The sequence below is a fragment of the Staphylococcus sp. GDX8P114P-2 genome, assembly GCF_017892945.1.
GTDB classification, from domain to species: Bacteria; Bacillota; Bacilli; order Staphylococcales; family Staphylococcaceae; genus Staphylococcus; species Staphylococcus arlettae.
In genome coordinates this window covers 34,757-49,696 of the sequence record NZ_JAESMB010000005.1, presented here as the reverse complement: position 1 = coordinate 49,696, position 14,940 = coordinate 34,757, and the positions used below count along the sequence as shown (strand labels likewise).

The following is a 14,940-nucleotide window of genomic DNA, read 5'->3' as shown; positions in this document are numbered from 1 at the left end:
TGCTTGCGCAGAATAGCAACGGGAAATGTTTATTCAACTTTAGCACTTAGATAAGCAATTATCTGGCTTTTAAATGCTAGTTACATAGTTGTATGGCTTGTTCACTCGTAGATCCTGAAACTTTGTTGGTTTAGGGTTTTTTTTGTATACAAATTGAGGAGGTTTTTTCGAGTGGATTTGTTGGAACGCAAAGTAAAAGAGGACGGTATTGTAATTGATGAAAAGATTTTAAAAGTAGATGGTTTTTTAAATCATCAAATCGATGCAGGCCTGATGCAACAAGTGGGACAAACGTTTTATGAGCAATTTAAGGATGAAGGCATTACTAAAATATTAACGATCGAAGCTTCAGGTATCGCGCCTGCAATAATGGCAGCATTACAGTTTAATGTACCGTGTTTGTTTGCGAAAAAAGCAAAACCAAGCACTTTAACACAAGATGTCTATCATGCTGATATTCATTCATTTACTAAAAATACAACGAGTACGGTTATTGTCTCAAATGAATTTTTAGCCAAAGATGACCGAGTACTTATTATTGATGACTTTTTAGCTAATGGAGATGCCTCATTAGGATTGAATGAAATTGTTAAACAAGCCCAAGCTTCAACAGCGGGAGTAGGCATTGTTATCGAAAAAAGTTTCCAACCTGGCAGACAACGATTAGAGGACGCAGGATTACGTGTTTCTTCATTATGTAAAGTAGCTTCATTGCAAGGTAATAAAGTGACATTTGCCAGCGAAGAAGTAGGCACACAAATATGAAGACGTTTATTTTAAGTGTTCAACATTTATTAGCTATGTACGCGGGAGCCATTCTCGTACCTATTATTGTAGGGACTAGTTTAGACTTTACGCCTGAACAAATTGCATTTTTAGTTACGATAGATATTTTTATGTGTGGTGTCGCGACATTTTTACAAGTATGGAAAGGGACGGGGACAGGTTTACCTATAGTTCTAGGTTGTACATTTACAGCCGTAGCTCCAATGATTTTAATAGGACAGACTAAAGGTATAGATGTATTATATGGCTCATTATTCTTATCAGGTATTTTAGTCGTCATCATTGCACCGTTTTTCTCGCAACTCGTTAGATTTTTCCCGCCTGTTGTAACAGGTAGTGTCGTTACAATTATTGGGATTAATTTAATGCCAGTGGCTATGAATTATTTAGCTGGTGGTGAAGGTGCTAAAGATTACGGCAATGGCAATAATATTGTGTTAGGCGTTGTTACACTGTTGGTTATCTTAATTATTCAACGATTGACAACTGGATTTTTTAAATCCATCGCAATTTTGATTGGCTTGCTTGTTGGGACAATACTGGCTTCTACATTCGGTAGTGTTGATGTGAAGCAAGTAGGAGAAGCACATTGGTTTGCTTTACCACAGCCATTTCGCTTTTCAATGTTTAGTTTTGATTTTGGAGCAACACTCGTATTCTTTATTGTAGCTTTAGTGAGTTTAATCGAATCTACTGGTGTCTATCATGCGCTAAGTCAAATTACAGGAAAACAACTTGACCGTAAAGATTTTCGTAAAGGTTATACTGCCGAAGGTCTTGCGATTATGTTAGGTGCTGTGTTTAATGCTTTTCCGTATACGGCATATTCACAAAATGTGGGCTTGGTTTCATTGTCAGGTGCTAAGAAAAACAATGTTATCTATGGCATGGTCATTTTGTTATTGATATGTGGTTGTATCCCTAAATTGGGTGCTTTGGCTAACATGATTCCATTACCAGTATTAGGCGGTGCCATGATTGCTATGTTTGGCATGGTTATGGCATATGGTGTTAGTATATTAGGTAATATCGATTTTAAAAATCAAAATAATTTGTTGATTATTGCGGTATCAGTTGGACTAGGAACGGGTATAAGTGCAGTACCTCAAGCGTTTGAATCATTAGGTGAGCAATTTGCTTGGTTAACGCAAAATGGTATTGTTCTAGGCGCATTATCAGCAATTATTCTGAATTTCTTTTTTAATGGTATAAAGTATCAACAAACGACAGAAGTTATGAAATAATGTAACTATAAATAAAAATTGGAGGCTGTACTAAATGTGGGAAAATAAGTTTGAAAAAGAATCTTTAACTTTTGATGATGTATTATTGTTACCAGCGGAATCAGATATCTTGCCGAAAGACGTGGATTTAAGCGTGCAATTATCGGATAGAATCAAATTAAATATTCCATTGATTTCTGCTGGTATGGATACAGTTACTGAATCTAAAATGGCAATTGCTATGGCACGTCAAGGTGGACTTGGTGTTATCCATAAAAATATGAACATTGAAGATCAAGCTGATGAAGTACAAAAAGTAAAACGCTCAGAAAATGGTGTTATTACGGATCCATTTTATTTAACACCAGAAGAAAGTGTATATGAAGCAGAAGCATTAATGGGTAAATATCGTATTTCAGGTGTCCCAATTGTTAATAATAATGAAGAGCGTCAATTTGTCGGTATCATCACAAATCGTGATCTACGCTTTATTGAAGATTTTTCAATTAAAATTTCAGATGTTATGACAAAAGAAGATTTAGTCACAGCACCAGTAGGTACAACACTTGATGAAGCAGAAGAACTGCTACAAGAACATAAAATCGAAAAATTACCACTTGTCGAAAATGGTCGTTTAGAAGGTTTAATTACAATTAAAGATATTGAAAAAGTATTAGAATTCCCACAATCAGCGAAAGACAGTCACGGTAGATTACTTGTTGCCGCGGCAATCGGTATCGCAAAAGATACAGATATTCGTGCTGAAAAATTAGTTGAAGCAGGCGTTGATGCTTTAGTTATTGACACAGCACATGGTCATTCCAAAGGTGTAATTGAACAAGTGAGACATATTAAAGAAACATTCCCAGAAGTAACATTAGTTGCAGGTAATGTTGCGACAGGTCCAGCTACAAAAGCATTATTCGAAGCAGGCGCAGATGTTGTAAAAGTTGGTATTGGTCCAGGTTCAATCTGTACGACTCGTGTCGTTGCAGGCGTAGGTGTGCCACAAATTACAGCAATTTATGATTGTGCGTCTGAAGCACGCAAACATGGTAAAGCGATTATTGCTGACGGCGGTATTAAATTCTCTGGTGACATCATTAAAGGATTAGCTGCTGGAGGACATGCCGTAATGTTAGGTAGCTTACTTGCAGGTACTGAAGAAAGTCCTGGCGAAACTGAGATTTTCCAAGGTAGACAATATAAAGTATACCGTGGCATGGGCTCTCTAGGAGCTATGGAAAGTGGTTCAAATGATCGTTACTTCCAACAAGATAAAACGCCTAAAAAATTCGTCCCAGAAGGCATTGAAGGACGTATTGCTTTCAAAGGCTCATTACAAGATACAGTTTATCAATTAATGGGTGGCGTAAGATCAGGAATGGGTTACACAGGTTCAAGAAACTTAGAAGCGTTAAGAGAAGAAGCTCAATTTACACGCATGGGACCTGCTGGTTTAGCAGAAAGTCATCCACACGACATTCAAATTACTAAAGAATCACCAAACTATTCATTCTAAGTCAAAGGAGATAAACAATTATGGAAATGGCGAAAGAGCAAGAATTAATCCTTGTACTAGACTTTGGTAGCCAATACAATCAATTGATTACACGACGCATTCGTGAGATGGGCGTCTACAGTGAATTACACGACCATGAAATTTCAATAGAAGAAATTAAACGTATGAATCCAAAAGGAATCATATTATCAGGTGGACCGAATTCAGTATATGAAGAAGGCTCATTTACAATTGATCCAGCAATTTATGATTTAGGTATTCCTATTTTAGGTATTTGCTACGGTATGCAACTAACTACTAAATTATTAGGTGGTAAAGTAGAGCGTGCAAACGAGCGTGAATATGGTAAAGCTGTGATTAATGCTAAAACAGATGAATTGTTCTTTGGTTTACCTGAAGAGCAAAATGTTTGGATGAGTCATTCAGATAAAGTAATTGAAATTCCAGAAGGTTTCGAAGTAATTGCAGATAGCCCTAGCACAAATTACGCTGCAATTGAAGATAAAGCACGCCGTATTTACGGTGTGCAATTCCACCCAGAAGTACGTCATACTGAATTTGGTAATGACTTATTACGTAACTTTGTACGCCGTGTTTGTGAATGTACAGGCGAATGGTCAATGGAAAACTTTATCGAAATTGAAATTGACAAAATTCGCGAACAAGTTGGTGACCGTCGTGTCTTATGTGCGATGAGTGGCGGTGTAGATTCATCAGTAGTAGCAGTGCTGTTACACAAAGCGATTGGTGACCAATTGACATGTATTTTTGTAGACCATGGTTTATTACGTAAAGGTGAAGGCGACATGGTTATGGAACAGTTTGGTGAAGGCTTCAATATGAATATTATTCGTGTAGATGCCCAAGAACGTTTTATGAATAAGTTAGCAGGCGTATCTGACCCTGAACAAAAACGTAAAATTATTGGTAACGAATTTGTTTATGTCTTTGACGATGAAGCTTCAAAACTAAAAGGTGTCGATTTCTTAGCACAAGGTACGTTGTACACTGACGTCATTGAATCAGGTACTAAAACTGCACAAACAATTAAATCACACCATAACGTTGGTGGATTACCAGAAGACATGGAATTCCAATTAATCGAACCAATCAATACACTATTCAAAGATGAAGTCCGTGCATTAGGTATCGAATTAGGTATTCCAGAGCATTTAGTATGGAGACAACCTTTCCCGGGTCCAGGACTAGGAATCCGCGTGTTAGGTGAAATTACTGAAGACAAATTAGAAATTGTACGTGAATCAGATGCTATTTTACGCCAAGTCATTCGTGAAGAAGGGTTAGAACGTGAAATCTGGCAATACTTTACAGTATTACCAGGCATTCAATCTGTAGGTGTCATGGGAGACTACCGTACATACGATCATACGGTCGGAATCCGTGCTGTAACATCGATTGATGGTATGACAAGTGACTTTGCCCGTATCGATTGGGAAGTCTTACAAAAGATTTCAAGTCGTATCGTTAACGAAGTAGATCGCGTGAACCGCGTAGTCTACGATATTACTTCTAAGCCACCAAGCACAATCGAGTGGGAATAATATATAAGCATAAGAAAAGAGTTAGAAACGTTGCTATAATGCACTTTCTAGCTCTTTTTATTTTACTTTGAATACGTTTCGTCTAAAAATTGATATAATTAGCAAATTTATCGGCTACTTTATCGCGTTGTTTTTCAGTAACATGTGCGTGATACCGAGCTATACAAGAACAAATCGTTAAATACATCTCATATGAGTTGTGATTATGTGATAGGTGTTAGTTAGTTAACGTTAAGACATGCGAGAGAAGTTATATTAAAACGTGTTGCTAAGGCAGTAGATTATGTATGAGGTATGATAAAGCGACAGTGAAAGAGTTTATATTGAATTACCACAAGACAATAGAAAAAGATAATACATGTGACTATGATATTGATACAGATGAATTTTTTAATGTGAATGATCAAGCAGAAACTCACGATATAGATAATAATAATGTTGAAGAAAGTATATTTTATAATGAACTAGATGCAATTATTGAAAGAATAGCGACTGAAAAAGAACATAATTTATCTTTACTAATATGCAATGGTGTGAGATTTGAAAAGGCTGGGAGTATATTTTGTGTCAAAGAAGCAAGAGTAAAGCAAATGTTTAATAGATTGTTGGATAAGTTGGAGTATATAACTGAGGATAGGCACTTATGTGCTTGCTCTTTTTTTGTTAATTTTAATATATTAATGATATAACATAATTTATTAAAATTTGAATTTATGTTAAAGTAAAATAAATTGGGGAGGTGATTTTTTGGGGAATAGTGAAGAACTATTATTGATTAAACATTTCGAAGTACTTTGGAAAAAGAAAAACACATTGTTATTAAGTTTGTTTATATACATAAGTTTTATCGCTTTAGCAATTTTAATTATGGATGTAATTAGTCCATTTTATCTTACGATTAATGATGGAATTTTTAATCTAAGTGATCTTAAAAATAGATTCACTCAAGAAGTTATGTTGACTTTAATTCCTGCATTATATTTAATTGTTAGGTATTTTATGGTCAGACACAAATGTAATAAAATATATAGCGAAATATCAGGAGATTAGTGATTATTAATATAATGCCCACATTATTGTGGGTGTTTTTTATTTACACAAGCGAACCAGCGTTCTTTTATATTTATGAGGTGATTATTTTGATAGCTGTAAATGAAGAATTACCAGAACCATATAAATATGAAAAGGGCTATCGCAAAATACGAAGAGAGTATTTAAATTCTAATATTGCAAAGATAGAGGTTCGGTTAAGTGGCAACCTTTTGCTTCAATTCCAAAACAGTATGAACAGTTAGCTAAATACATGAAAGACCAGAATAAGATAGACAAACCTATACTTAGCGATGATCAATTACAAAAATTAAATGAAGCATTAGTATTTAAAATGTTCAACGATCCACATATAAATGTACGGTACTTTTGTAATGGTTATATTAAATCGAAAGAGGGCATTATTCATAAAGCTGACCCATACACACAAACGCTGCATTTATATGAAGATAAAGGGATAACAAAGTTAGATTTAAAAGATATTGTAGGGATAAAATAAATTGAAAAACTTTAAACAATCAGCTTATTTAGTACGGAATAACGTGCTGTAATAATGTATACCAGCTAGGAAGGAGTTAAAAAAGTGTTGGTTAACATCAAGCAGATAGTAGAAATCGCCTTTTATGTAGCATTGACAACGGCCATTGTCACACAACTACTAAAAGACGATAAAGAAAAGTAATAAGGTAAGCCCAACGGTGCTACCTATTTATAATCAAATTCTAACACTTAAACATTATGAAAACAATTTATATTATTTTAATCATTCTTGCATGGGTAAATGTGCTGCTTGGAAATGACATAACAAAAAGTATTGTTGCACTAATTACTACATTATTAGTAAACAAATTATATAAAGATAAAAGAGGTGCTAATGGTGGACACGATTGAAGAAATAAAAAGTAAAATTGAAAAGTTAATTGATACAGAAACAGCTTATAGTTTATCTGAAAATTCCGGCATACCCCGACAAGCCGTTACAGATTTAATGACTGGTAAATCAGATTTAAGTAAAGCGAAATTTATCACTATAGAAAAACTATATGAATACGCAAAAGCCCACATGGATTAGGTGGGCTTGTTTAACGTGTCGACTATATGAAGTTAGAAAGAAAATGTTTATATATTCCTATAAAACACTTGAATTATAGTACAGTAAACATTTTGGATTGTCATTTTGGTCTTCTTTTCCATCAATAAAATAACATCTTAAATATTTAGTTATACCATATTGTGTAACTATTTTTTTAGAATAATTAAGGCTTTTTTTATTCTTTATCAAGTTATAAAACTCAACCTCTTCTTCAGTTGGATCAGAAATACTTAAAACATCTTTTTTTAAAGCAATTCTGTTTGTTTTATCACTAAAAAAATACTGACCCATCTTTGTTCTTTTATGAATATTAATTGCGATATAAATAGATAAAAGTAATGAATACCCATAATAAGCATCTTCGTTTCCCTTTGAGTCTATTTCTTCAATTAAAAAAGTATGGTTTTGTGTTTTGATTTTTTTAATCATATTTCCACCTCTTTTACAAGACTCAACAACTCATTTTCATTTAAAATTTGAATATTTATTCCTTGGTTTATTAATTTTCTAGCTTTACGTTGTTTTGATACCAATCCGTTTTCATCTTTATATCTTTCTTGTTGCTCACCTTCGACTAGTATGTCTATTCTAGGAGAAACTTCACTTCTAATGAATGCTCCATTTTTTCTAACCATAATTTTCAATTCATCTTTTTTAGTTTCGAAATCTCCTGTGAAAACAACTGCTTTATTTTTGAAGAAAGAATTATCATTTATTTCAACGGGCATTTTGTTTATTTCTGATAGTTTTAAATCACTTTTCTTTGGAAATGAAAAAGAAGTTGATTGTTGAGCTTTAGTTAAACCACTGAATTTCAAAGACTGATTTCTCATGTTTTGAATTAATTCAAGTATACTTTTATAATTTCTGGATTCAGCTATATTTATCATTATTTTTGATAAGGCTTGTGTGTCATTTAAAGCTGAATGCAAATTTTCTTTATTGATGTTAAACAAATCACACAAAGTTTCTAAATTAACTTTTTTGCTGCTCACGTATTGTTTCATTATATTAATACTGTCTATATACATGAAATCGATAGAAAGTAGATTAGATTTATCAATAGTTGATTTTAATACTGAAACATCAAAATGCGCATTATGTGCGATTACTAAATGAGAATTTGATATTAGAGAATTAATATCATCATATATACTTTTAAATTGAGGTGCACTATCAATATATTCTTTTGGGATTTTATGTATTTTCGCATTCTGTAAACTATACTCGTTATTAGGAGGGTTAATATATGAATGGTATTCATTTACTATTTTTAAATCCTTAATTAACGATATTCCAATTTCACAGGGACTATCAGAATGGTTGTTCATTGTTTCAAAATCTAGTACAGCTATATCATATTTTTTCATTCACCATACCCCTTTTTATAATTTTTTGTAATAAGTCACACGTAATGGTTCAACTGACTGAAGTAATCTTCAAGTAGCATAGTCAATATAGGTATTCTGACGTCTACTAAAAAAATAATTTATTAACTTAATTGTACTACACTTAAAAAATAATAGTGATAACAAAAAGTTATGATTAAAATTATTTAGTGATAATATACTTATACTTCATTTGAGATCAAAGTCGATTGTAGAACATCAAACGAATAAACTCATACGTAAATTGATTTCTCGATGCAGCACAGAGTGAATGTCAGAGTGTACTAATTCTTATATTACTCATTGCTTTCTCATTAAGATATATACATAATTAAAAGTAAAAAGAGATGGTGAAAAAATGACAAGGCTTTTTGTAATAGGTAATGGGTTCGATATGGCACATAATTTGAGTACTAGTTTTGAGGAGTTTAAAAAGTATATCGAAAATCGTATTAATAAAAGTAAAAAGAAAGAGAAAGAAAACCTATTTAGAATTTATGCTATTTTAAATTCGGCAGAAGGATCATATAATTGTAAAGCAAATATACTAAAAGATTCTGATTCTAGTGAGTGGAATCTTTTTGAAACTATTTTAGCCTATATAGGATCACTTAATGAAAGTGAGGATTATTGTAAAGAAAATTCATTTCGTAATGATATGTTACAAGAAAATGTTCTAATAGATTTACAATCTTTGTTTACTCAATGGATTAATAGTATTGATGAACATTCAACTAGGCGAACAAGGATATTTAAAAATGACGATCTTTTTTTGAATTTTAATTATACAAAGACACTTCAGAAAAACTATAGATTTAGTGTTTGTAATAAAAATATAAATCATATTCATGTACATAAAAACAAATGTAATAAACAATATCATTATGGACATGGTGAAAATTTTATAAAAGAAGTTGAATCGCCGGGTTTGGATAATGAAAAAATTAACTATTTTGGTTTAAACACAAAAAAAGATACAAAAAATATTATTCAGAATAATAAACGTTTTTATGAAAAATTACAAAAAAGTAAGATTAACGAATTATTTTTTTGGGGGTTTTCATTATCTGACGTGGACAAGCCATACATAGAAAAGATATTTGAAGATAATAAAAGTACAATAACAGAGGTTTATTTAAGTAAATACCAATTTAACAGTAGAGATAAAGTAAAGTTTGTTGAATTTTTAAAGAAATATAATTTAGAAAATAAACTTGAAAGTTTTAATGATCATCTAATAGATAATAAAACAATGAAACTCTTCAAGAGATTTATAAGTACCATTGTTTTTTGTATATTTGTGTATCAAGGTGTGAGGATGATTATGGAACTAAATGAAGTCGTAAAATCCAAACGGATCAATGAATTAATATTACATTGATGTACTACTGTATTATAAACAATGATATAATAACACTAATTATTATATAAAGTTTGAGAGTAAAGAATCAGGAGTGATACATAGTGAGTGGTTGGCGTCGTTGTCCAAGATGTGGTTCGGGCGCTGTTGTTGAACGAACTAGTGGATGTTTAGGATGTTTAGTTGGAATTGGAGTAGCCTTTGCTGTAATGATAATTTTAGGTACAGTAATTTCTGGTGACTTTATGAGAAATCCAGTTAGTACTGTTATGGCTATTGTTTTTGTTATTGTAATTCCGGTGTTTTTTATATTCTTATTGAATAAATTCGGACATTCGTTATACTGTAAGTCATGTGAATTGCATTTTAAACCTAACAAAAAATAGGTATCTCACGCATACGGGAATGAATACGTAATTGAATACGTAAATTTTAAAATGATGTAAATTAATGAGAATTATAAATATAGTGAAACACTGTTATATCAAATGTTCACAAGTGCTACTAAACTACGAAAAATCACTACTTCATCGAGTGGGAATAATATATAAGCATAAGAAAAGAGTTAGAAACGTTGCTATAATGCACTTTCTAGCTCTTTTTATTTTGCTTTGAATACGTTTCGTTTCACACTGATATAATTGGCGGATTTTACAGCAACATCAGCATACACTACAGTTCCAGTAGCCAACGGAATTCAATAGTTAAATAGTAATTGGTTTTAAAATATTGAAGGGTATGTTATATTTAATTTAGTTAGGTACCTAACTAAATGGAGGAGATGTTTTTATGAACGAATTTTATTTAATAGATAGCCCTACATACAGTAAATTAGAAAAACTAAAGAAAAGTTATGAGAATCTAGACATCATTTCTGTAATGCTTTATTTAGAGCTAAATAAAGCTTATAAAGTTATGAAAAAGAACTATGACAAATTTAGCGATGAATTTGGTTTAACTGAAGCAAAGTTTTCAATAATGATGTTGCTGTCATATGAAGAAAATATGATTTTGTCACCATCAGAGTTATCCAAAAAAATTGGGAATAAAAAATCTACGATAACTGGTATTTTAAAAGGTTTGGAACAGCAAAATTTAATACAAAGAGTTAATATAGGTCAAGACAAGAGAACAAATTATGTACAACTAACCAAAGAGGGACAGTTAAAATTGCAAAATTTTCTTCCCCATAATTATGATTTAGTTGCAGATATGTTTAAAGCGTTTGATGAAGAAGAGAAAGCAACTTTTTTAAACCTAGTAAATAAATTAAGACTCAATATAGAAAAGGATGATAATAATGGATAAAATAGAATTTTTAGAAACTTTTTTAAGTTTATATATTAATCACCATGAAGTATTAGAAGATATGGAAAAAGGAAATGATAAATATACTGTTATAGACGTAAGGAATGCACCGAAAGAAGTAAAGGGAGATAAAATAAAAGGTTCTATAGAGATTCCGGCCAAGACATTAAATACTCAAATAAATCAATTACCAAAAGATAAAATTTATGTGGTTTATGATTGGACTGGTGGCACTATTTTAGGAAAAGAAGCATTATTAACATTTTATAAAAATGGTTATGAAGCATATGAATTGTCTGGTGCGTTAGAAGGATGGAAAGGTATGAAATTACCACTAGAGAATGTTTAAATAGAATAATAAATATTAATCAGATAGTGAAGTGTTAAAATATATGTATATGAGTGATATAATTTTTTATATCACTATGATGTTATTGAATTGAAATTCAAATAATAGTATAGAATATTTTTATAAAATATAGGGGCGTTTTAATGAAAATGACAACTAAATTTTAGATGTGTTAGCAGGTGTATGTGTTGTTCTGTTTTTTATCAAGTATGCAGTTAGTTACGCGAATATGATGTTCGATTGGAATTTAATATGGTATTTTTTAGAAGATATACCTTATCTAGCAATCATCCTATTTATACTACTATTTGTGTTTGCAGTATCTTCTGAAATGATTAAAGACAAACAAAAGGAAGAGTCAAATCATATTGAAAACTAAAATATAAATTGTAAAGGATGTGATTAATTGGTTTTCGTATACATAATTTTATCTGCTATTTTACTTTATTATGCTATTAAATATGGTATAAGGGATGGTTTGATTGAGCGAGATGCTAATAAAGACAAACTTATCTATTTAAATAAAAGTGAAAAGCTATTTGAAGAAATTTTCGATGAATATAGTGCAAAAAACAAAGAAAAGAAATCTGAAGCTAAAAGAATATACAACGAGGCATACGATGTATTAGTGTCTGAAATTGTACCTAAGGAAAAATATGATATCTTAGTAAGATATAAACAGGAAATAAAAAATATAGAAAATTGATAAAAAGAGAGTTGGGAACGTTGCTCCTACGCATTTTCTAGCTCTTTTTATTTTTCTTTGAATCGCTTCAGGATAAATTGGTAAATTTTCAATGCGTAATAGTAATAAAATGATACCTTTAGCTCATAATACAGTAGAAAACAGCTATATAAAAAGGAGCAATGTACATAAGTTTCATTGCTCCTGCAGTTTAATATTGGTTTATTGCCTAGCTTTACAACTCAATTGTACTATTCCCGCTTCTCAAAGCCACAAAGTAAACAGATCATAGCTGCGACAAAAGTGACTGGGGCCAATTTAGCTAGGATTAATAGAGGAATCGCCATTAGTAAGTAGTTATAATCATATTTAATTTTGCTCATTTTTATAATATCTTATCCTTTTAGGTTTTCTCGCATTCAAATATTTGGTAGTTACTAGTGTGAGCATGGCTGTAAAAGTTATTAAACCCACTGTAGCTAGGATGACGGCAAGGATGTTTGCTTTCGTTAATATCGTATGTATCGATAATGCAATAAAGTATATGTATATCGGCAAGGTAGCACAAAATATTGTTTTAATACTGTTAGTTGATGGTTGTGATTTGTTGTGAATGATCATACACCTCCAATGTAATTCGGTTATTTCTTGTTAAAATCTTCTAACGTAGTGCCGTTATCTTTCACTTGTTTACTGTTTGATCTAAATAATAAGATATTATTGATGATAAAGAAAATACTTAATACGATTAAGGCGACTGTGCCACCAAAATGAGTGAATTCTAATATAGATAAGATAATCATGAGAATAATATTAATTACGTGATGTATATACATGACCGTGGACATTGTATCACCTCTTTCGAATTATCTCTTAATTAATTTAGTGTTAATTTAACATGAAACAATACAGTAGAACAATGTGGTTTAAATATAAGCGCTTTCTATAGTGTGAATTCACACTAAATAAAAAATACGTATCATTTATAGGTAGCTATATGGTAGTATGTACGGGTTAATTATATATAAGAGAAGGTGAGATCATGTTAGCTGTTATTAACAATCACTATAAAAACATCATTCTATGTTTAATTGGTACTTTTATAAATGCTATCGGCGTAAACGGTTTTTTACTAGGCTCTAATTTAGGGGATGGTGGAACTGTGGGTATTTCATTAGCATTAAAATATGCTTTTGGTTTTTCACCAGCAATCACCACATTACTAATAAATGTAGTTCTTATTATTATAGGTTGGAAATTTTTAAGTAAAAAAGTAGCTATTTATACTGTTATATCCAATACTGCACTTTCATTATTTTTAGGACTTACTAAAGATATAAATTTAGGGATTGATGATTTTGTTATCAACTCAGTATTTGGTGGAGCGATTATTGGTATTAGTGTGGGTATCGTTTTGTCGACAGGCAGTACGGTAGGAGGACCTGCTGTTATTGCTAGAATATTAAATAAATATTTTGGATTTAAAACTGCTAAATCTATTTTCTTACTAGATAGTTTAATCGTGTTATCATTTTTAATGGTATTACCTTTAAAAAACGTACTATTTACGATAATTATGTTGTTTATTACGGAACGCGCAACATCGTTTGTCATTGAAGGTTTTAACCCTAAAAAAGCGGTAACGATTATTTCAGAACATAATGAACAAATTGCTGACAAAATTAATAGTTTCACTGGTAGAGGTTCAACGATTTTACCGAGTAAGGGTGGTTACTCAAAAAATGACTCAGGTATGCTTTATGTAGTAGTGCCTCAATCGCAAGTGACAAAAATTAAAAATTTAGTATATTTAGAAGATGATAAAGCATTTTTAGTGATACATGATGTCAGAGATGTACTAGGCAGTACTTTTATTAATAACATCACATAATAAAAAAGTTAATACACATAAAGTAAGCTAGAAAAGTATAATTCAACTTTTCTAGCTTATTTGTTTATTGCCAATAATTGAATAAAGGACCTTGGCTACCAAATAAAGGGTCTTTTGCAGGTAGTGTTACCGTTGCGATGTTATCGACATTTTGAGGACGTTCTTGTGGTTGTCCTGTACAGAAATCATAACTTATACCATTAGGATAGGCGCCAACAACAGTAAAATCGGGACTACTATCGACTAATTTATGACCAGTGCCTGCTGGTAAAATGAGGACATCACCAGATGCGACAGCTAATTGTTTACCTGAAGCACCGCCAAGTTGGAGAAAAGCTTCTCCAGTTACAACTGCAAGGACTTCATGGGTATTGCTGTGATAATGGTGTTGGTTGAATATGCCACCACGCCAAGCGTCTAGCCAATTGTTATGCGCTAAAATCTGTTCAGCTTGATCATTGCTTGTGAGTAAATCCTTATATATCACTAATGGGTATGTGGGGTTATTCGGAATTGTGCCATCATCCTTAAATTGATAAGTACTAATTTGTTTATCTGTTAGTTCTTTCATAACGTTGACCTCCTTACATTACTATTTCTCTCATTTACTAGAAAGTTAAACATTGTTAGCAGATTAAAGTATGGACTATGGTGAAATATTAGCTATCTCGCCTGTACTATATTAAAGTTATAATTAAAAGCTAACTGGGAGAGGGAGGAACA

Annotated in this window: 19 protein-coding genes; 15 read left to right on the top strand and 4 right to left on the bottom strand. The window is 31.7% G+C overall.

The window, feature by feature from the left end; all coding sequences use genetic code 11:
* Positions 1–171 precede the first annotated feature (171 nt).
* The 8 genes from xpt to KA845_RS01575 all read left to right on the top strand — a co-directional run bounded on the left by xpt (position 172) and on the right by KA845_RS01575 (position 7,215).
* Entirely contained in the window at positions 172–765 is a 594-nt protein-coding gene (gene xpt / locus KA845_RS01610) for a xanthine phosphoribosyltransferase (protein WP_002509193.1), read from the top strand.
* A complete protein-coding gene (gene pbuX / locus KA845_RS01605; RefSeq protein ID WP_103388593.1) occupies positions 762–2,030 on the top strand; it encodes a xanthine permease PbuX in 1,269 nt (422 codons plus the stop codon). Before xpt ends, pbuX begins: the two co-directional genes overlap by 4 nt.
* A 34-nt stretch (positions 2,031–2,064) precedes the next feature.
* Positions 2,065–3,531: an IMP dehydrogenase gene (gene guaB, locus KA845_RS01600; protein WP_021459320.1), complete on the top strand. Its 1,467-nt coding sequence runs from the start codon at positions 2,065–2,067 to the stop codon at positions 3,529–3,531.
* A 20-nt stretch (positions 3,532–3,551) separates the two neighbouring features.
* On the top strand, positions 3,552–5,093 hold the full coding sequence (gene guaA, locus KA845_RS01595) for a glutamine-hydrolyzing GMP synthase (protein WP_021459319.1): 1,542 nt from the start codon (positions 3,552–3,554) through the stop codon (positions 5,091–5,093).
* A gap of 287 nt (positions 5,094–5,380) precedes the next feature.
* Entirely contained in the window at positions 5,381–5,782 is a 402-nt protein-coding gene (locus tag KA845_RS01590) for a sigma-70 family RNA polymerase sigma factor (protein WP_239442778.1), read from the top strand.
* Between the two features lie 58 nt (positions 5,783–5,840).
* Positions 5,841–6,143 (top strand): hypothetical protein, encoded by a 303-nt coding sequence (locus KA845_RS01585; RefSeq protein WP_107373804.1) that lies wholly within the window; start codon positions 5,841–5,843, stop codon positions 6,141–6,143.
* Between the two features lie 253 nt (positions 6,144–6,396).
* Positions 6,397–6,642 (top strand): YolD-like family protein, encoded by a 246-nt coding sequence (locus tag KA845_RS12990; RefSeq protein ID WP_239442777.1) that lies wholly within the window; start codon positions 6,397–6,399, stop codon positions 6,640–6,642.
* Between the two features lie 378 nt (positions 6,643–7,020).
* On the top strand, positions 7,021–7,215 hold the full coding sequence (locus tag KA845_RS01575) for a hypothetical protein (protein ID WP_107373844.1): 195 nt from the start codon (positions 7,021–7,023) through the stop codon (positions 7,213–7,215).
* Positions 7,216–7,272: 57 nt separating this feature from the next.
* On the opposite strand, the gene KA845_RS01570 is transcribed toward KA845_RS01575, so the two are convergent.
* Both KA845_RS01570 and KA845_RS01565 read right to left on the bottom strand, forming a co-directional pair.
* Positions 7,273–7,665, bottom strand: coding sequence for a hypothetical protein (locus tag KA845_RS01570; protein ID WP_107373803.1), 393 nt, complete (start codon positions 7,663–7,665; stop codon positions 7,273–7,275).
* On the bottom strand, positions 7,662–8,606 hold the full coding sequence (locus tag KA845_RS01565) for an exonuclease domain-containing protein (RefSeq protein ID WP_107373802.1): 945 nt from the start codon (positions 8,604–8,606) through the stop codon (positions 7,662–7,664). Before KA845_RS01565 ends, KA845_RS01570 begins: the two co-directional genes overlap by 4 nt.
* Positions 8,607–8,982: 376 nt before the next feature.
* Here KA845_RS01565 and KA845_RS01560 point away from each other — a divergent pair, with 376 nt between their 5' ends.
* The 6 genes from KA845_RS01560 to KA845_RS01540 all read left to right on the top strand — a co-directional run bounded on the left by KA845_RS01560 (position 8,983) and on the right by KA845_RS01540 (position 12,347).
* Positions 8,983–10,005: an AbiH family protein gene (locus KA845_RS01560; protein WP_107373801.1), complete on the top strand. Its 1,023-nt coding sequence runs from the start codon at positions 8,983–8,985 to the stop codon at positions 10,003–10,005.
* Between the two features lie 83 nt (positions 10,006–10,088).
* On the top strand, positions 10,089–10,370 hold the full coding sequence (locus KA845_RS01555; RefSeq protein ID WP_107373800.1) for an Rcat domain-containing protein: 282 nt from the start codon (positions 10,089–10,091) through the stop codon (positions 10,368–10,370).
* Positions 10,371–10,773: 403 nt separating this feature from the next.
* Positions 10,774–11,292 carry a MarR family winged helix-turn-helix transcriptional regulator gene (locus KA845_RS01550; RefSeq protein ID WP_103388591.1) on the top strand — a complete coding sequence of 173 codons (519 nt, stop codon included), beginning with the start codon at positions 10,774–10,776 and terminating at the stop codon, positions 11,290–11,292.
* Complete coding sequence (locus KA845_RS01545; RefSeq protein WP_103388590.1) at positions 11,285–11,641, top strand: rhodanese-like domain-containing protein; 357 nt, start codon at positions 11,285–11,287, stop codon at positions 11,639–11,641. The genes KA845_RS01550 and KA845_RS01545 overlap by 8 nt, the downstream gene beginning before the upstream one ends.
* 160 nt (positions 11,642–11,801) lie before the next feature.
* A complete protein-coding gene (gene elxI1 / locus KA845_RS12985) occupies positions 11,802–12,020 on the top strand; it encodes an epilancin biosynthesis-related protein ElxI1 (RefSeq protein WP_103388589.1) in 219 nt (72 codons plus the stop codon).
* Positions 12,021–12,047: 27 nt separating this feature from the next.
* Positions 12,048–12,347: a hypothetical protein gene (locus KA845_RS01540; RefSeq protein ID WP_107380127.1), complete on the top strand. Its 300-nt coding sequence runs from the start codon at positions 12,048–12,050 to the stop codon at positions 12,345–12,347.
* Between the two features lie 620 nt (positions 12,348–12,967).
* On the opposite strand, the gene KA845_RS01535 is transcribed toward KA845_RS01540, so the two are convergent.
* Positions 12,968–13,174 (bottom strand): hypothetical protein, encoded by a 207-nt coding sequence (locus tag KA845_RS01535; RefSeq protein ID WP_107380123.1) that lies wholly within the window; start codon positions 13,172–13,174, stop codon positions 12,968–12,970.
* A gap of 194 nt (positions 13,175–13,368) precedes the next feature.
* On the opposite strand from KA845_RS01535, the gene KA845_RS01530 reads away from it, so the two are divergent.
* The gene (locus KA845_RS01530) at positions 13,369–14,217 is read left to right on the top strand and encodes a YitT family protein (RefSeq protein WP_107380121.1); all 849 of its coding nucleotides are present in this window, start codon (positions 13,369–13,371) and stop codon (positions 14,215–14,217) included.
* Between the two features lie 64 nt (positions 14,218–14,281).
* On the opposite strand, the gene KA845_RS01525 is transcribed toward KA845_RS01530, so the two are convergent.
* A complete protein-coding gene (locus KA845_RS01525) occupies positions 14,282–14,788 on the bottom strand; it encodes a cupin domain-containing protein (RefSeq protein WP_167868076.1) in 507 nt (168 codons plus the stop codon).
* Positions 14,789–14,940 lie beyond the last annotated feature (152 nt).